The following is an 18573-nucleotide window of genomic DNA, read 5'->3' as shown; positions in this document are numbered from 1 at the left end:
TTTTTGTTAAAAAAACAGTAAACTTGCCGCCCTTTTTTTGGTCAGTGACAGAATTGTGACTGAACTTAAAAAACGATTGAACTAATTAAATGCTAAACGAGGTTATGCGCTTTCATGCAAATTGGTCCCTACACTCTGGACAACAACTTAATTGTTGCACCAATGGCTGGAGTCACGGATAGACCATTTAGACAGTTATGTCGACGTATGGGAGCTGGCCTTGCGGTTTCGGAAATGTTGTCGTCCAATCCACAGGTTTGGAAAACAAGTAAATCGATGAACCGAATGGATCACTTAGGTGAAACCGGCATTCGAGCGGTGCAAATCGCTGGAGCGGATCCAGACTTAATGGCAGAGGCCGCGGCATATAATGAAAAAAATGGCGCGCAAATCATCGACATTAATATGGGTTGCCCAGCAAAAAAGGTAAATAAAAAGATGGCGGGGTCTGCATTGATGCAATATCCCGACTTGGTTGAACAAATCGTCAAGTCGGTTGTCAAAGCAGTGAATGTACCTGTCACTTTGAAAACGAGGACTGGCTGGAATACCGATAATCGAAATGGTGTTGAAATTGCCAAAATTGCTGAACGAAATGGAATTCAAAGTTTAGCAATACACGGCAGAACGCGGGCTTGTATGTATAAAGGCCATGCTGAATACGACATTATTAGAGAAATAAAGGACTACATATCGATTCCGGTTATTGCTAATGGTGATATCGATTCACCAGAAAAGGCAAAGGAAGTCTTGGAATATACAAACGCAGATGGGCTAATGATTGGCCGAGCTGCACAAGGTCGTCCCTGGATTTTCAGAGAAATTGACCATTATTTACGAACTGGCGAGTATCTCGCTGCCCCTGACAAAGAGGAAGTTCGAGGCATCTTGTTGGAGCATGTGATAAACCTGCATCAACTTTATGGCGAAGTACTGGGACCCCGAATTGCGCGTAAGCACGTTGGGTGGTACTTGCAAGACCAAGACACGGATAAGTCTTTTAGAAAGTTATTTAACGCTATCGAATCTGGCAATGAACAGTTAGATGCATTAAATAAGTATTTCGAATTTGAATAGGAAAGCCCATTCGCTTTTGAATGTCGCTTTGAGTCTTAACCTTATTTTAATGATAGAGAAATAATAAACATGTTTGACCAAAACGTAGCAACACCGTTTATAACGAACGCACACATCCAAACGGCTGACAAGCCTCAGCCTCTACGTAACGAAGTAAAAAAAGCGGTACGTAACTATTTACAAACGTTAAATGGTCAAGATTCTACCGATGTTTATGACTTGGTTTTATCAGAATTAGAAAAGCCATTATTGGAAGAGATCATGACTTACACTCGCGGTAATCAGACTCGTGCAGCCAATATGTTGGGCATTAACCGTGGTACTTTACGTAAGAAGTTAAAGAAATACGGAATGAACTAATCTCCCTTGGGAGAACATTAAAAGCACCCTCGGGTGCTTTTTTACTTACAGGGACGTAAGTATGCCGGGCCTTCAGGGATGAAGATTAGACCGGCGACCTACAGGGACGTAAGTATGCCGGGCCTTCAGGGATGAAGATTAGACCGGCGACTTACAGGGATGTAAGTATGCCGGGCCTTCAGGGATGAAGATTAGACCGGCGACTTACAGGGATGTAAGTATGCCGGGCCTAATTTGGCGCTCTTTAACCAGAGTTAGTGGCAAAGTACTAAGTTAAAAGTAAAAGGACAGTTTTAAAAACAAATTATTACGTAAAAATAGGTATGGTTTGTTACTAGGAAGTCTAGTTTAAAACTGAGCTGGTTTAAGTTTCGCGACAATAATTAAGCCAGCTAACTTTTTACACACCAATTTCTTTACGGTTGTGGTTACGACCATGACTTTAATCAACCAAGCTAAGGTATATTGATTCAATGGATACATTACGACCTGTTCGCCGCGCTCTAGTCAGCGTGTCCGACAAAACTGGTATAGTAGAATTCGCGCGTAAGTTAGCCTCTCACGGCGTTGAAATATTGTCTACGGGCGGCACATTCAAACTACTCACCGAAAATGGCGTAAACGCAATTGAAGTTTCCAATCACACTGGTTTTCCAGAAATGATGGACGGTCGTGTTAAGACGCTTCACCCTAAGATCCACGGTGGCATTCTAGGCCGTCGCGGTACCGATGATGCGGTAATGACTGAACACGACATTGCACCTATAGATATGGTTGTTGTAAACCTATATCCGTTTGCAAACACAGTTGCAAATCCAGATTGCACAATGGAAGATGCGGTAGAAAACATCGACATTGGCGGACCGACAATGGTTCGTTCTGCAGCAAAAAATCACAAAGACGTTACGATTGTTGTAAATGCCAAAGACTACGACCGCATTTCAGCTGAACTTGACGCCAACCAAGGTGCGACATCGTTTGAAACTCGTTTCGACCTAGCAATCGCAGCGTTTGAACATACTTCTCGTTATGACGGTATGATTGCAAACTACTTTGGCAAAATGGTTCCTGATTATTCAGACAATGCCGACGAAGTTGAAGACTCTAAATTCCCTCGCACCTATAACATGCAATTCACTAAGAAATTAGAAATGCGTTATGGCGAAAACAGCCACCAAGATGCAGCCTTTTATGTTGAAAACGACATTGAAGAAGCATCGGTAGCAACAGCAACACAACTCCAAGGTAAAGCGTTGTCTTATAACAACATCGCTGATACCGACGCAGCTCTTGAGTGTGTAAAAGAATTCACGCGCCCAGCTTGTGTCATCGTTAAACACGCAAACCCTTGTGGTGTTGCTGTTAACGATACCATTTTAGAAGCGTATGACCGTGCTCACAAAACTGACCCTACGTCAGCGTTTGGTGGCATCATTGCATTTAACCGCGAGTTAGATGCAGATACTGCTGAAGCGATTATTTCACGCCAATTTGTTGAAGTAATTATCGCGCCTAAAATCTCTGCAGAAGCTGCACAAATTGTTTCTGCGAAACAAAATGTTCGACTTTTAGAAACAGGCGAATGGGGAACTAAAACAACTCAACCTGACATTAAACGTGTTAATGGAGGTTTGTTAGTTCAAGACCGTGACCAAGGTATGGTTGCTCAAGACGAGCTTAAAGTTGTTTCTAAAGTACAACCAACTGAAGCCCAACTTAAAGACTTAATGTTCTGCTGGAAAGTGGCGAAGTTTGTTAAATCTAACGCTATTGTATACGCCAACGAAGAAATGACTGTTGGTGTAGGCGCTGGACAAATGAGCCGTGTTTATTCAGCTAAAATTGCTGGGATCAAAGCCGCTGATGAAAACTTAGTTGTTGAAGGTTCAGTTATGGCCTCTGACGCATTCTTCCCGTTCCGTGACGGTATCGATGCTGCTGCAGCTGCAGGCATTAAAGCAATCATCCAGCCGGGTGGGTCAATGCGCGACGACGAAGTAATCGCTGCCGCTGACGAACATGGAATTGCAATGGTATTTACTGGCATGCGTCACTTCCGCCACTAAATTCTAGGGTGTTTATATTAAAAGCCGAACAACCGTTCGGCTTTTTTTGTTCAATTAGTTTCTGTTTCTAATCCCACCGACTAATTTGTTAATCCCACTTTCCTAATGTAATGTTCCGCTAACTTTTTACTAGCGTATTTGAAACACATTGAGTTTGTAAAAATAAAGGCAAGTTATAAATATCCGCCACTTCTTCAAGACTGTATAAACATATTTGCATCCAATGTCTCGACACTAGGTATTTAGGTTCATAATAGAGCGAATAGCCTTTATCCAATAGTGAATCTGCAAGCTCAATAATGTCGATATCTGAGGGTATCGCAATGGTGAATATACAACTTAGATTGTCATTATTCTCTGCGACGACCGTTATGCCTAAAGCCTTTAATCTAGAAAATAAGTAAGCACTTGCTTCGGCAATTATTTGGTATTTCGATTGCCAGTCGGTTGTTGTCAACGCGTTATTAAAGGCCCTCAATAAATTGGAGCTTAGAGTAAACGGTATCCCACCCCGTTGAGCGTACAAAGATAGATCTAAATACGCAGGTAACATCCTATTATTTAAAAATTCACCATGTTCCCGCGCCACAAACGCCAAACCAGAATACGAACCAATCCCTTTGCCACTAGAGCCTGATACTAAATAGGCACCATCAAAATTAGTTTCTTCACTCCCTAGTAAACTAATGGCGTCAATGCAGCATTTAACATCATAACTTAAACACAGGTTGAGCAATTTTCTGTAGGGGTTTTTAACACCAGTGGACGTTTCTAACCCTACAAACCAAAGCCACCCAAGTGCTTTACCGGAAGTTAATACTTTTTCAATTTCAGGCAGATCAAATTGTTGCCCCCAATCGACTTTAAGCAGTTCAAACTCCAAGCCCCAGCGTCTAGCTTGCTCTGCAAGTCGTTCGCCAAATTCGCCATTAACTAAAATGACGCCTCTTTTTTGCAGTTGTTGTATTTGGCCCGCGACCAAATCGTTTGCTAATGTCCCAGAACCTTGAACAATATAGGCTTCTGGCATAGCAGTTTGCTCGCATATTTTAGCAATTGTATGTTCATACAGATCTAAAAAGCAGGCGCTTCGATGGGAAATAGGTTCTAAAGACAAAGCGTTGCTGACATTTTCCGATATTTCTACAGGCCCAGGGTGCAAGTTCAGCTTTTTGTGTTTTGACGTTTTGATATTGTTAAGCATTGTCGCCAACGATAAGTATTTTTTTAGTGTTAAATACATCGGTTGGTATTGAGCACAAGTTGTTCCTACTGTCGGCCCAAATGATACAAAGCCCATTCGACGATACAGACGAGCCTCTCGTAATGTAGCAGAAATTAATGCAATGTCCTGTCCCTGCCCAGCATAATGAGTCGATAATTTTTCGATCAAAATTCCGCAAACTTTAGTTTTACGGTAACTCGGGTCCACCGCTAATAGTCTAACTTCGACAGGCTGACTATTTAATGGCAATAAACTATCTAACCCTTCAATTTTTATATCGAGTGAAAATGGCCTTTGCGTTCGGCCTGCGATCATCGCAACCAATTGGCTGCCGTTTTTGCAAATAAAATAGGTATTTTCAAGATGAAACTTATCGACTAGTTTGCCCTCTGGGTTTCTCTCATGCTGTGGGATCTCTTCGACAAACGTTAGATAGTTTAGCTTATGAATTGCTTCAAATTCCTCGGCCGTTTCAGCTAATTTATACTCTAACTTCAATGTTCATCCTCCTAATTTTGTTGTACTTTCGACTCATCAGGAAATAAAAAGTTCTCGGTTACCAAGTTTTATCCTGAGAAAAGTTAGCTTACATACTAATACCACTGCTCCTAATTGTAACCTAACCATAATTGATGTTTTCTAACGAGACATAAACAATTGGTAATGCGACCTAAGCCAGATATACTAAAATCTAATCACGCTACCCAATGAGGCTACCATGCAATATAACACTTCTGAACTATGTGATATGTACACAGAGCAGGTTGATGTCGTCGATCCTATCTTTGAACAATACGGTGGACTGACTTCATTTGGTGGTCAAGTTCGCACCATCAAGTGCTTTGAAGACAACGCTCTTATATTAAACGTTGTCTCGACAGACGGCACAGGCAAGGTACTCGTCATCGACGGTGGTGGTTCAACTCGACGTGCATTGATTGATGCAGAAATTGCAGAATTAGCCGCAGAAAATAATTGGGAAGGCATCATTTGTAACGGCAGTATCCGTGAAGTTGACGCCTTAGAAGACATCAATATTGGTGTTGTCGCATTAAATTCAATTCCGGTTGGTGCGGACGATCAGGGCATTGGTGAGGACGATATTGCCATTAATTTTGCCGGTGTCACATTTTTACCAGACGATCATCTTTATGCCGACAGTACTGGTATCATTTTAAGTCCAGAACCACTTGATATTGAATAAGAATGTCGTATCCGATAGCGCTAACTACTGATGCTGATCTAACACGGTTTAAACAAAAGCGACTTGGTGAATCCCACGTCGCTGACGTTATTTCAATACCGAGCGATTTGGATTTGCTTAGTACGCTAAATCAGGCAAAGTTAGATGGTGTTACAACTGTCCTTGTTGGCGTGCCAGAAGACATTGGACCTAGAGCAAACTGTGGCAATGGCGGTGCGGATAAAGGCTGGCCGGCTTTTTTAAATGTACTGTTAAATCAGCAAGCCAATCAGATGTTTGACTGGTCAAAATGTTTGTTATTAGGCCATGTTGTGGTGAATGATTTTTTAGCCAAAAGTCATCTTGATCCTAGTTTAAGCAATCTTCGACAGCTCTGTGCCGATATTGATACTCGCGTAAAAGAGGTGTTAACCCCTATTTTTGATTTAGACTTTAACCTCGTGGTGATTGGTGGTGGCCATAATAATGCCTATCCAATCTTAACGTCGTTAAGTACCAGTGCGAAGTCTCAAGTGAGCTGTGTCAACCTTGACCCGCACGCTGATTTCAGAAACCAAGAAGGCCGACATTCTGGCAATCCTTTTCGATATGCTTTTGCCGATGGCATTTTAGCTGGCTATCATGTATTTGGTTTACACGAGCAAAAAAATAATCAGGATACGTTAACCGAACTAAGTAAAGCTGGTTTTAGTTATACGAGCTATCAATCGTTGTTTATTCGCCAAGATCAATCTATTGAAGATTCAATGCAACAAGCCCTTGTTCAACACCAAACATTAGGTTTACCTTCCGGTGTTGAGCTCGATATCGATGCTATTAAATATGCCGCAGCAAGTGCGTTTAGCGTTTCAGGATTTACATTAGAGCAAGCGGCACGTTATGTGTTCAAAATGAGCAGTAACGATACAAATCGCTACTTACATATTTGTGAGTCCGCGCCAACAGATACGCAACAAAATGAAGCAGGACAAGCAATCATGCAACTGGTATACAGCTACTTAATTGCCAAACACCCAAGTTAATATTGAGGTTTCGTCCTAATCTTTTTCTGACTGTTCAGTGTCGTACCAAATACCGTATTTATCGCCTTGCCAAGTGAGCAATCTAAATAAATGCGCGGTGACCAAAAAGATAATACCACCTGCTAAGATGCTCTCGTAAACAAACCCCATAACACAAAATATGAAAGCAAATATATGGCTAACCACTTCAATTCTCACACCAGTGGCGCGATTTGGGCGCATCTGTAAATAGTTAATAATGAACCAACCTTTAAGTATTGGTGACATTGCTTTCCAATTATCTGACCCTTTATCAATCATAAGTTCCTCCTGATTTAATACATTAATATCTACATCAAGAGCCGCTGTTAAACATTTTAATGATTCCGTACTCGCATTATGACCACTCTCAATACGTTGAATCGTTCGAACACTCAGCCCCGATATCTCTGCTAATTGTTCCTGCGATAAATACCGACTAATACGGAGTTGTTTTAAAATCATTTAGTCATTGCCCCTTGATTGAGGTGAGATAATGTAAAAAATATACCGCTGTCAGTTACGACAAACACCTGACATTTGCCCGACAGTGCGTTTTTCGGCCCTTTTCAGCGTACTGATTTAATATTAGAGTGAAATAAGCAAAAATATAATCGTCAATATTAATGCTATTTGTGAAGTGATGATCCAGTATTTTGCCACTGCTCTAGCCAGGTCTCAAATCCAGAAAGCTCAAACGGTTTACTGTAAAAATACCCCTGTGCTAATCGACATTGGGTATCTCGTAATTGATGGATGGTCGACTCAACTTCAACGCCATGACCAACGGTATTTATATTTAAGTTGCGCGCCAGTCCGATAATCGCATTTAAGTAAGCATTGTTTTTTTCTGTACTGGCATCGGTATTTAAACTTTTACAGTCAATTTTTACATACCAAGGTGAAAACTTATTAAAGCAACTAAGCGCACTTTGATCTTTACCAAACTCATCCAATCCCACACGTACGCCAAGGTGCGATATTAAGCGTGTTATTTTAAGTGCACGTTCCGGATCTTGAGCAAATGCCGATTCTTTAATTTCAACCACGAGTTTGTCGGGTGCAACTTGATATTTCTCAAGCAAATTTGCAATTGTATCCACCAGCTGAGACTGGAATAACTCTTTGTTAGATACATTTACAGCTAAGTATTGTTCACATTCATGGAGTTGCATTTTAGCCAATTTTTTTATCGTTTGTTCAAAGCACCAGACACTGAGTTGATAAATAACCCCAGATTCTTCTGCGAGGGTAATAAACTGATCCGCGGCTAATATTTCGCAATTATCTCGGCGCCATCGAATTAGAACTTCACCTCCTTCAACTTCATTAGTGATCAGATTAATTTGAGGCTGAACAAACAATTCAAATCGGTCATGGTTTAAATCTTCCCGCAACTGACTAATCACTGCGCGGTTATTGTGGAGGCGACTTTCAAACTTGTTTTGAAAATAAACAGAGGTTCCATCTTGTTGTTGATAACTTAATGCAAGATAGGCTTGTTCTATTAGGTCCTGTGCCGACCCTCCGTGCTCTGGGTAACTTGCAACTCCAAATTGAATCCCAACATCAACCGCTGTTGCATTAATTAACAAAGGTTCGTTAATGACATCTTTAAGTTTTGACAATAAGGTTTCCGTGACATCGTTTTTCCCATCATCGCGAACAGCAAAGCTAAAATCTACACCACCTAATGTTGCCAAAAATGCCGTTTGTGAATGCTCTGACAATAACAATATGTCGGGTGATTGCTTGAGTATATTCCGGATCCGGCTAGACATCTGTAACTTCACCATATCGCCATTTTGATGGCCTATAAGCGAATTCAGCAATTCAAAATTAGTTAGTTTAAAAATGACGAGATTAATTGTTAATGAAGAATGGATCTTTAACTGCTTATCAATTTTGTCAGTAAACGCCAACTTATTAGGTAGGCCGGATGCGAGGTCTAATCCAATTGCAATTTCGTTTTTGGAATGTTGTTTTGAATCAGCGTGATGCGCACGGGTTATTTGCCGTAACGACCAAAAATTGTACCCAATAGTCGCCATGGAGCAAATGACAATTGGCAACATAAACAAGAATAAGGAAGACCAGAACAGTTGATTTAAGATTATGATAATTAAACAAATGAGAACTAACGACCATTGTTTAACGTAGTCATGTACTTGTCTAAACATACCAGGCCAATTGCACCCAATACCGATTAATGCAGTAACCAAAGCCGCCATAAGCAAATAGCCATGGTCAAATTTGTGGGCTTGTTGTACTAATATTAAAAAAGTGCCAAGCAAAATTTGGCTAATAATAGTCGGCACGACACGCCAATTGTGCAAGATAACGAAGTTAATTAACAGTATGACAAACAATGTTGCGCAGATGCCAACTTCAACGGTTAATTGTGTTTCAGTCATTCAAACCCCAAACTAATTACTACGGGTTAACGTTATACCAGACAACACTTTGTTTGATGTTTGATAAATGGAACGGCTAAATGAAACAAGTCGATTTAACCGTCTATTGAGCCGATTTGTTTATATTCAGATTTCAATAATTCAGGGACTTGATCCGCAGCAACTGGCCTACTAATCAAATACCCTTGAATTTCATTACAACCCATAACGTGCATTAAATAAGCCTGCGCTTCGGTTTCAATACCCTCAGCAATAACGGCGATTCCGAGGTGTTTTGCCAATTGTACAATGACAGACGTAATATTACGGTCTTGTTCGTCAAACTCGATATCTTTGACAAAAGTTCTGTCTATTTTGATCCTATCGATAGGGAACGTTTTTAAATAACCGAGCGAACTGTGACCTGTACCAAAGTCATCTAATGCGATACTAAGACCTTTACTCCGCAACTGACCGACACTTTTAAGTGCGCGTTCAGGTTCACGCATCATTGCGGTTTCAGTTATTTCCAACTCAATGTAATTATGTAAGTTACCTTCCGACTCAATAATTTTAAGCAAACTATCGCAAAAATCGGCCTGTTGGAAATTTAATGCTGAAATATTAACGGCGACTTTCCCTCGCATTAAACCGCTTTTAAGCCAGACTTTTACTTGTTGGCAAACTGTTTTTAAAACATAAAAATCCAACTGGCGAATTAGGCCATTATCTTCTGCAATGGAAATAAACTGATCTGGAGAGACTAAACCACGATTTGGGTTCTGCCAACGCACTAACGCCTCAAAGCCACAAACTTCATTTTCTTTTAACTTAAATTTTGGCTGGTAATACACCAAAAATTCATTTCGATTTAAACCGGCAATTAGCTCACTTTCTAAACTCAACTTATCGTTAACTAAATCGTCCATTACATCATCATAGATAAGACAGTTATTACGTCCGGTAATTTTAACTCTATTGAGCGCAGTGTCGGCACAACGCATTAATACTTCAGGCTTGTCACCATGGATAGGATACACCGAAGCCCCCATGCTTACTGAAATACTGATCTCTGTTTCATCTAACCAAAATGCTGGTCGCAACTCACGTTGAATATCTTTCGCAATGCGTTTTATGAAAAACGCTGGGACACCAGAAAACATCTGATTAGGAATTAAAATGGCAAACTCGTCACCGCCTAGTCTGGCTAAGGTAATGCCCTTTACCAAACATTTTGCGATTCGTTCCGCAACTAAACCAATAAACTCATCACCCTTTAATGGACCAAAGCTTTCATTTACCTTTTTAAAATTATCTAGGTCTAAAAACATTACCGCAAAATTTGGTGCATGTGCCGTTGTCATATCAATAGTATGTTGTACATGTTCGGTAAATAACGTTCTATTTGGAAGATTGGTTAACGGGTCGCGAGTCGCGAGTAAACGCAACTCTTGTTCACTGTTTTTACGATGCGTTATGTCAGAAAATACACCAACAAATTTCACGTCTGTTTTTGACATCAAACGGTTTTCAGTTTCCACTCGAGTTACGGACAGATCCAATGAAACTTTTTCACCAGATGACTTTTTACTCCAAACTTCACCTACCCAAAACCCAGTCTTAGTGACTTCTTGCCAAATTAAACTTTCGAGTTCGTGGTTGCGGCCGAAATCAGCGTGTAGCTGAAAACTTTTTCCGTCAACGTCTTCTAACTGATATCCTGTTATATCAACAAATGCTTGATTGACCGACTGAATTTCTCGGTCTTTGTTTGCTATCCACACACCATCACGTGTTGAGTCAAGTAAAGATAAAATAAACGCCTCTTGTGTCACAGAGTTAAACGCCACTTTTACTCTACCGATCCGCTCATAAACAATGACCATGAGTAGAACAAGTAAAAATCCAGCTACAAATATGATGACCCATTTGGTTTGGAAAAAACGATAAGGGAGAATGTAATTAAAACTTTTTGCATGCTGCCATGACTGCCCCTCTAAACGCGCTTGAAGCTCTAATTGGTTGGCACCTTGGCGCAAATTCTTTAACGTCAAAGAGTGATTAAACATCGAAACCACAGTCCAGTTTATTTCGTCAGAATACTTAAACCGAACTTGCATTTGCTGTGAAGGGTGTTGTTTTGCGATATTAAAAGCCAATCGAATTTCATCACTGTCGCTCGACAACGCGATCTTGTTACCAACATTAACGAGGTATTGTGCTTCGTAATCATCAATCACCTGCTGCACAACAAAATTAGGCTCTGCGTTCATTTCATTTACGGCCAATGAACTTAATTTAAACCAGCCGCGTTGGCTGTTAAAAACAAGGTCTTGGCGGATATCCGAAGTGGCATCAAAAATACGATTAAATCCACTGTAGTAAATTTTGGATTGTAATGTGGAAGGGTCAAATAACGCGACTTTATTAGGGTAAATCAACCATAGCTTTTGGTTGCTCGCAACCGCCAACGATAGTAAAGGAGTTAATTGATTTAACGCATCTAACCTTACTATTGAACGCGACAGATCTTTTTTGTCGACACGGTGTAACCCCTGACTCGTTGCAAAATACAAGGCATCACCTAAATGAACCGAATTAGAAACTTTCCAAGGCAAGGCACAGTCTGAGTTACATTTAATAGGATCTTGAAGCACTATTTCACGACCATCCCCAGATAACGTCCGGATCTCATCTTTGGCAAAATAAATCAACCGCGTCGTATCAAACGGAAAAACCGCATCGCCTGATTGGCGTGGCTTATCGGTAGTTACGGTCATCGAATTTTTATCTAATGCGATAAACCGGTTTGCAGAGACAAGCCATAAATGATTTTGGGTTTCAAATAGGTGAGTATAAACCTTGTTTTCGTTTGGCGATGGTTGCCAAACCGGCAGCCAACTCTGTCTGCCGTTTACCTGACGCTCGTAAAGTGTCCCGTTTTTAAGGGCATAAATTTTAGATTTGGTAATAAGATTAGAGTTTGCGAAATCACTCCAAACGGGTGCATCTTGAGGTTCGACACTTATGGGCTGCCACCAAGAAACTTGAATATCAAACGGTGTACTAAGCCAAATATTGCCACTTCTATCGATAAATACATTTTGAGAAAAATTGGCTTCTCTGACTTTCAAGGCGGGATTTCGAGTGCTGTACAAAAACTCCCCCTTGCGAACGTGGAGGTCACGACCGCTAGATATAAGTTCACTAATCCCAGTTTGATTCGCGACTTTATCAATTTTTGCCGTATCTAAATTTAATGAATAAAGATCCCCCTGTTGATTAAGCATGACAAGGGAGTTTTTAACAGCGGCAAACGACACAAACTCATTGTCAAAACCAAAAGTTTGCCAACTGTTATCTAAACTAGAATATTGTTCGATAGTATCGTCAAACAACAAAAAAATATGTTCATTAAAAGAAGTAACTTGTTTAGGTTGTTGCAGTTGTTCTATTGGTCGAATTAAATTTGAAATCACACTTTGTTGCGGTTCTGAACCAATCAAGCTCAACTGATAAATACCGGCTGTCGTTTGTAAATAAAGGTTAGTTTTATCAACTAAATTACCTTTACCCTGCAGAATTTTAACAACCTCAATTTGGCTTTTTTCTTTAACACCAGTCGTTGGCCATACTTGCGTTAAGGTTGAGTGTGGATTAGTTAACGAGACACGAAACACCTGCCTAGGCGTTGTAATAAAAGCATCATTGCCAATAAATTCGGCACCGGTAATTTTTTGTTCGAATGAAAAAGAGCGAAAAGATACAAACTGAATATCACGAAAAACACTTAACCCCTGCTCTGTTACTAACCAGGTTTGGCCTTGTGCATCTTGACCAAATGCGACACTGTTTTCCATGATGTGAGGGGAAGGTAAAGTTATTGGAATAAAGTCGGTGTGATTTTGAGCCTTTGCGCCAAAGGCGCAAATAAAAATTAGCACTAGCAATCCTAGCCGAATAGTTGCATTTTTCAATACGATTTTCATTTCCATTTGACTGCTTCAGAAGAAGTTAAATTTAGCATAGTCAAAAAATGTACATCTGCCAAAATAAACTTACAAAAATTAAAGTTAAATTGTTAAAAACATTTAAAAATAATATTTTTAACAACGCATTTAATTACATTGCACCGGCAAAATCCAACTGCCGCCAAGACTCATAAACAAAGACTGAAACCGCATTTGACAAGTTCATACTGCGACTTCCAGATTGCATTGGAATTCTAAGCCAATTTGGGCTTTGAATTTGGGCTAATACATCATCCGGTAACCCTCGAGTTTCAGGGCCAAATACCAAACTGTCACCGGCTTTGTATTTTGCTTCATGGTGAAAAGACTGACCTTTAGTCGTGCAGGCATACAGTTGAGATTCTGGGTATTCAGCAACAAACGCTTCAAAATTAGGGTATCGTTTAACATTCGCAAACTCGTGATAATCCAACCCCGCACGACGGACTTTTTTATCATCCCAATCAAACCCCAATGGCTCAATTAAATGCAACTTATAACCCGTGTTTGCACACAATCGAATAATGTTGCCTGTATTAGGGGGAATTTCCGGCTGGTATAACACAATATTTAGCATGAACTTATTCTTTACCTTTCTAATTCTGAGCAGGCTGTATATTACTAAATTAAGTCCATGCACACGACACATTATTATTTAAATTCTTGCGGCACATATTGCGGCACTTAATGCATACGTATGTTCAATTTCCATTTGCTGTTTAATGTTATGTTTTAGCCCTACGTTTAAGCTTGTTTTAGGGGGTTAGATGCCATCTCGATTTATAAAAACCACAATACTATCAATTATATGGTTAACCTCTGCCGTGGCTTATGGCAGCCCAGTGAAATTACAAAGTTACTCTGGAGATACGTCGCTTCCACACAAAATTCTGGTGGAAACTCTCAAGCGCGCTAACTTAGAATATATCTACCCGTATGCTAGTGATAAAGACGTTTCAAATGCCCGTATTTTGAATGATGTAAAAACAGGCAGCTTAGATGTAATGTGGAGCATGACGTCAAGACAATTGGAGGACGATTATCAAGCTCTGTATTTTCCGCTTTTTCGCGGTATGTTAGGAATGCGACTTGCAATCGTTAAGGCCCAAAATAAACATCTTTTTGCCGGTGTAAAAACATTGAGTGACCTAAAGGCTTTCTCCGCTGGGCAGGGGAAAACCTGGCCCGATACTCGAATTTTGGAACACAACGGGTTAACGGTTGCCAAGACCCTAAAGTACCCTAACTTGTTTTATATGCTGGAAGGGGAACGTTTTGACTATTTCCCACGAGGCATAAATGAGCCTTGGGATGAAATTGTTCGTCATAAAGAACTCGATCTTATTGTCGAGCCTCACATTATGGTCAGATACCGCGCACCACTTTATTTTTTCCTGCGAAAAGACAATGTTGCGTTGCAACAAACAATGATAACAACGTTGAACAATATGGTTGCCGACGGCACGTTCGAACAAATGTTTTTGGCCGATACCCAAGTAAAAGCCGCTTTAAGTAAAGCCAATGTAGCAGGCAGGATCATTATCGATTTAGAAAACCCGCTATTAACCGATAGAACACCAATCAACAGAAAAGAACTATGGTTTGACCCTATTTCTTACACAGGAAATTAATCAGCATGAACTCCATTTCTAAAAAAGTCATTGTCGCAGTCAGCGCCGCGCTGTTTGTCGCTTTTGTCATTGTGTCCATTGTGAGCAATCAATTGCAATCTCATACAGAAAATAACCACTGGCAACAAACTCAAGAAACATTAAAAAATGAACTGAGCGTTATTCTCGCTGAGCCAGTGTATTCATACGATAAACCGCTGATTTCCAGTATTATTCAGGCGTTTGTTAAAGATAACAACATCAGTAAAATTCGCGTTGTTGATCATCGAAACCAAGAACTCGGAAACAGTGGTTTTACGACTGAGTCAACATTAGACAAGGTCACTATTCCTCTAACTTGGAATGACTCGCAACAAATTGGCCACATTGAATTGTCATTATCATCTGAGTTAACCGATAAACGAATTGCAACGTCTACCGCGAACGTCACTGTATCACTGCTAATTTTTGTTGTAGTCACTGGTATTTTTATTATGGTGATCATCAATCGCGTTGTGGTTAAACCGTTATCGAGTGTTAACAAGTTACTCCAAGAGATTGCGCAGGGTGGCGGCGATTTAACCAAACGAATCAACTATAAATCAAACGACGAAATAGGCCTTCTAGTCACTGGATTTAACCAGTTTATCGGTGAGGTTCAACAATTAATAAGCGAAGTGGCGGAAACATCACAGGGCCTCGACGACGTCGCCAAGCAGGTGAAACACGCAAGTGAAAAATCCCACACAGAAGCCAATAACGAATCGGCAAAAACTGAGGCTACGTTAAGTCATTTAGAACAGCTTAATGCCGCGACAGCCGATATTGCTCAAAATGCGACCACCGCAGCAACCAGTACAAATGAAGCACGAGACACTTCAAACCGTAGCCGGGAGCAAATGAACATTAATCTACAGCAGGTTAGTGAATTAGTTTCAGAATTAGACAATACGTCAAATATTGTGACTAAATTGAATCAAAGTAGCGACAATATTTCCGGCGTTCTGGATGTCATCAAAAGTATTGCCGAACAAACAAACCTACTTGCATTAAACGCAGCGATTGAAGCGGCTCGTGCTGGAGAGCAAGGTCGTGGCTTTGCCGTTGTGGCAGATGAAGTAAGAACGCTTGCGCAACGCACTCAGTCATCAACTAAAGAGATTGAGATCATCATTGCCTCTCTGCAGGCCCAAGCTGGAGAGTCGGTGAGTGCAACTAACCGCAGTAAGGAATTGGCTGAATTGGTAATCGAATCGACCGAAATCACCAGTACAGCGATGAACGCTATCGCCGACCAGATGAATCATATCTCTGATATGAATAATATGATCGCCAGTGCGTCTGAGGAACAATCGTCGGTGACCAACGAAGTTAGAAACACAATGGAGCAAATACATAAAGGGGCTGCAGGGCTAGTTCACGAAGCGGAAATGCTGGAAGGGAGCATTCTACAATTATCAGATTTAGAAACCGGCTTGATGCGTCAAATAAAACAATTTAAATTTTAATTCCCCCTAAATATTGGTTCAGCTTAGGCAGTGTGAATAAGCTGAACCAGAATATCTCTCAGACAGTTACCTTAAAATGCGTGAAAGCAGCGCTAGGTAACATGCACGATTTTGTGTCTATTTAAACGCCAACAAGTTTACACTCTCGCCTTTCATCGCAGTAATTATCAGTTGTTTAGAAATTGTATCGATGATTGTTATTTGTCATCATGTCGTTGCCCACTTTTTATTTACAATGAAAGAAAAATAACAATGATAAATACGTTCAAATTATTCGCAGCAACCATATTACTGGTTTGTTCGCTTAGCGGTTTTGCACAAACGTCTGATCCACATTCTTTTGCTAACTTTGACCAAGTTAACGTTAGTCATATTGACCTCAACTTAAACGTCGATTTCAACAAAAAACAACTTACTGGCTCAGCAACGCTAAGCCTAAAATGGCTTGATAAAACAACTAATTCGTTAGTTTTAGATACCCGTGATTTAACGATTAAATCCATCAACTCTGGCGGAAAAACGTTAGCGTATAAACTGCACAAAGCAGATCCTAACCTAGGAAGCGCTTTGGTAATCGACATTGCAAATGGTACGGACAAGGTAACCATCGCTTACTCCACTTCACCAAATGCTTCAGGGTTACAATGGTTGTCTCCTGAACAAACAACTGAAAAGAAACATCCATTTTTATTCAGCCAAGCGCAGGCCATTCACGCCCGCAGCTTTATCCCATTGCAAGACAGCCCAACAGTCCGTGTAACTTACGCGGCAACGATTACAACACCAAAAGAATTAGTGGCAGTAATGAGTGCGAATAACGACGCCAGCGCGCCACGAAACGGTATTTATCATTTCAAAATGCCTCAGGCGATTCCATCATATTTAATTGCAATTGCCGTGGGTGACTTGCAATTCCAAGCAATTGGTAAAGATACTGGCGTTTATGCTGAGCCAAGCGTACTGGCCTCTGCCGTTAATGAGTTTAGCGATACCCAAGCCATGTTAGACATTACCGAAAAAATGTACGGCGCGTATCCTTGGGAACGTTATGACTTATTAATTTTACCTTCGTCATTTCCTTTTGGCGGCATGGAAAACCCTAGATTGTCGTTTATCACGCCAACGGTTATTGCCGGCGACAAATCGCTTGTGTCGCTAATCGCTCACGAACTTGCGCATTCATGGTCAGGTAATACAGTGACCAACTCCAGCTGGCGTGACCTTTGGTTAAATGAAGGATTCACAACTTATTTAACTTATCGGATCATGGAAGTCATTTACGGTACGTCGCGATTTGATATGGAAGCTTTGTTAGGTTACCAAGATTTACAAGCTGATTTAGCCGTACTGAAGAAAGACGATCAACGTTTAACCATCGACTTAACAGGTCGTGATCCTGACGATGTTTTCAGTAATATTCCTTACGAAAAAGGCGCTTTGTTTATTCGAGAAATAGAGCAACAGGTCGGCCGCGCTAATTTTGATGAGTTTTTAATGGCCTATTTTGAGCATTTTAAATTCCAAAGCATCGACACAGAAACATTTTTAGCCTATATCCAAAAACATTTGATAACACCTTACCATTTAGACTTAGACCGAATTAAACAGTGGATTTATACACCGGGATTACCAAAAAATCATCCAATACCAAAATCGGATGCGTTTACTATCGTTGACCAAAACAGAATGTCTTGGTTAAACGGCAATGTGAAAGCAACACAGTTAGACGTTAAAGAATGGACAGTGCACCAATGGTTACATTTTTTAAATAACTTACCTGATCAACTTTCTGCAGCCCAATTGGTTGAATTAGACTCTGCATTTAAATTGACTCAGTCGACCAATAACGAAATTGCCCATAGCTGGTTAGTTTTAGTTGTTAAAAATGATTATCAACCAGCTTTTGAACGCCTAGAAACGTATTTAATAAGCATTGGTCGCAATAAGTTAGTTAAACCTTTGTATCGTGAATTAGCAAAAACAAGCAAAGGTAAAAAGTTTGGGAAACGTGTATTTAACATCGCTAAACCTGGCTATCACCCGCTTACCGTCAAAGCAAATGAAGGTTTCTTTAACTAGT

General features: G+C 40.4%; 13 protein-coding genes. 8 read left to right on the top strand and 5 right to left on the bottom strand.

Features of this window, described 5'->3' with window-relative positions:
* Nucleotides 1-114 precede the first annotated feature (114 nt).
* The 3 genes from dusB to purH all read left to right on the top strand — a co-directional run bounded on the left by dusB (nucleotide 115) and on the right by purH (nucleotide 3503).
* Nucleotides 115-1077, top strand: coding sequence for a tRNA dihydrouridine synthase DusB (gene dusB / locus Q4575_RS14890; protein WP_215961766.1), 963 nt, complete (start codon nucleotides 115-117; stop codon nucleotides 1075-1077).
* A 69-nt stretch (nucleotides 1078-1146) separates the two neighbouring features.
* A complete protein-coding gene (gene fis / locus Q4575_RS14885; RefSeq protein ID WP_215961767.1) occupies nucleotides 1147-1437 on the top strand; it encodes a DNA-binding transcriptional regulator Fis in 291 nt (96 codons plus the stop codon).
* A gap of 473 nt (nucleotides 1438-1910) precedes the next feature.
* A complete protein-coding gene (gene purH, locus Q4575_RS14880; protein ID WP_215961768.1) occupies nucleotides 1911-3503 on the top strand; it encodes a bifunctional phosphoribosylaminoimidazolecarboxamide formyltransferase/IMP cyclohydrolase in 1593 nt (530 codons plus the stop codon).
* Between the two features lie 118 nt (nucleotides 3504-3621).
* Here the strand turns inward: purH and Q4575_RS14875 are convergent, their stop codons facing one another.
* Nucleotides 3622-5226 carry a GNAT family N-acetyltransferase gene (locus tag Q4575_RS14875; RefSeq protein ID WP_303523360.1) on the bottom strand — a complete coding sequence of 535 codons (1605 nt, stop codon included), beginning with the start codon at nucleotides 5224-5226 and terminating at the stop codon, nucleotides 3622-3624.
* A gap of 220 nt (nucleotides 5227-5446) precedes the next feature.
* On the opposite strand from Q4575_RS14875, the gene rraA reads away from it, so the two are divergent.
* Both rraA and Q4575_RS14865 read left to right on the top strand, forming a co-directional pair.
* Entirely contained in the window at nucleotides 5447-5932 is a 486-nt protein-coding gene (rraA, locus tag Q4575_RS14870; protein WP_215961770.1) for a ribonuclease E activity regulator RraA, read from the top strand.
* A 2-nt stretch (nucleotides 5933-5934) separates the two neighbouring features.
* Nucleotides 5935-6954: a formimidoylglutamase gene (locus Q4575_RS14865; RefSeq protein ID WP_303523359.1), complete on the top strand. Its 1020-nt coding sequence runs from the start codon at nucleotides 5935-5937 to the stop codon at nucleotides 6952-6954.
* A 15-nt stretch (nucleotides 6955-6969) separates the two neighbouring features.
* Here Q4575_RS14865 and Q4575_RS14860 read toward each other — a convergent pair whose 3' ends face one another.
* The 4 genes from Q4575_RS14860 to trmL form a co-directional block, all read right to left on the bottom strand.
* Nucleotides 6970-7437, bottom strand: a complete 468-nt coding sequence (locus tag Q4575_RS14860) for a helix-turn-helix domain-containing protein (RefSeq protein ID WP_303523358.1) — start codon at nucleotides 7435-7437, stop codon at nucleotides 6970-6972.
* Between the two features lie 164 nt (nucleotides 7438-7601).
* Nucleotides 7602-9386: a GGDEF domain-containing phosphodiesterase gene (locus tag Q4575_RS14855; RefSeq protein ID WP_303523357.1), complete on the bottom strand. Its 1785-nt coding sequence runs from the start codon at nucleotides 9384-9386 to the stop codon at nucleotides 7602-7604.
* 95 nt (nucleotides 9387-9481) lie between these two features.
* Entirely contained in the window at nucleotides 9482-13309 is a 3828-nt protein-coding gene (locus Q4575_RS14850; RefSeq protein ID WP_303523356.1) for a bifunctional diguanylate cyclase/phosphodiesterase, read from the bottom strand.
* A gap of 178 nt (nucleotides 13310-13487) precedes the next feature.
* The gene (gene trmL / locus Q4575_RS14845; RefSeq protein WP_215961774.1) at nucleotides 13488-13952 is read right to left on the bottom strand and encodes a tRNA (uridine(34)/cytosine(34)/5-carboxymethylaminomethyluridine(34)-2'-O)-methyltransferase TrmL; all 465 of its coding nucleotides are present in this window, start codon (nucleotides 13950-13952) and stop codon (nucleotides 13488-13490) included.
* Between the two features lie 190 nt (nucleotides 13953-14142).
* Here trmL and Q4575_RS14840 point away from each other — a divergent pair, with 190 nt between their 5' ends.
* The 3 genes from Q4575_RS14840 to Q4575_RS14830 all read left to right on the top strand — a co-directional run bounded on the left by Q4575_RS14840 (nucleotide 14143) and on the right by Q4575_RS14830 (nucleotide 18572).
* Complete coding sequence (locus tag Q4575_RS14840; RefSeq protein WP_303523355.1) at nucleotides 14143-15006, top strand: hypothetical protein; 864 nt, start codon at nucleotides 14143-14145, stop codon at nucleotides 15004-15006.
* 5 nt (nucleotides 15007-15011) lie between these two features.
* Nucleotides 15012-16493 (top strand): methyl-accepting chemotaxis protein, encoded by a 1482-nt coding sequence (locus tag Q4575_RS14835; protein WP_215961775.1) that lies wholly within the window; start codon nucleotides 15012-15014, stop codon nucleotides 16491-16493.
* Nucleotides 16494-16745: 252 nt separating this feature from the next.
* Nucleotides 16746-18572: a M1 family metallopeptidase gene (locus tag Q4575_RS14830; protein ID WP_303523354.1), complete on the top strand. Its 1827-nt coding sequence runs from the start codon at nucleotides 16746-16748 to the stop codon at nucleotides 18570-18572.
* Nucleotide 18573: the final 1 nt, after the last annotated feature.

This window comes from Psychrosphaera sp. 1_MG-2023, assembly GCF_030548245.1.
Lineage (GTDB): Bacteria > Pseudomonadota > Gammaproteobacteria > Enterobacterales > Alteromonadaceae > Psychrosphaera > Psychrosphaera algicola.
The sequence above is the reverse complement of the archived record's forward strand: the minus strand, read 5'-3'. Positions and strand labels throughout refer to the sequence as shown.

Bases quoted from the DNA above. Each gene is read 5' to 3' on its own strand.
- dusB (WP_215961766.1), top strand. From the start codon at position 115: ATGCAAATTGGTCCCTACACTCTGGACAACAACTTAATTGTTGCACCA.
- fis (WP_215961767.1), top strand. From the start codon at position 1,147: ATGTTTGACCAAAACGTAGCAACACCGTTTATAACGAACGCACACATC.
- purH (WP_215961768.1), top strand. From the start codon at position 1,911: ATGGATACATTACGACCTGTTCGCCGCGCTCTAGTCAGCGTGTCCGAC.
- rraA (WP_215961770.1), top strand. From the start codon at position 5,447: ATGCAATATAACACTTCTGAACTATGTGATATGTACACAGAGCAGGTT.
- Q4575_RS14865 (WP_303523359.1), top strand. From the start codon at position 5,935: ATGTCGTATCCGATAGCGCTAACTACTGATGCTGATCTAACACGGTTT.
- Q4575_RS14860 (WP_303523358.1), bottom strand. From the start codon at position 7,437: ATGATTTTAAAACAACTCCGTATTAGTCGGTATTTATCGCAGGAACAA.
- Q4575_RS14855 (WP_303523357.1), bottom strand. From the start codon at position 9,386: ATGACTGAAACACAATTAACCGTTGAAGTTGGCATCTGCGCAACATTG.
- trmL (WP_215961774.1), bottom strand. From the start codon at position 13,952: ATGCTAAATATTGTGTTATACCAGCCGGAAATTCCCCCTAATACAGGC.
- Q4575_RS14840 (WP_303523355.1), top strand. From the start codon at position 14,143: ATGCCATCTCGATTTATAAAAACCACAATACTATCAATTATATGGTTA.
- Q4575_RS14835 (WP_215961775.1), top strand. From the start codon at position 15,012: ATGAACTCCATTTCTAAAAAAGTCATTGTCGCAGTCAGCGCCGCGCTG.
- Q4575_RS14830 (WP_303523354.1), top strand. From the start codon at position 16,746: ATGATAAATACGTTCAAATTATTCGCAGCAACCATATTACTGGTTTGT.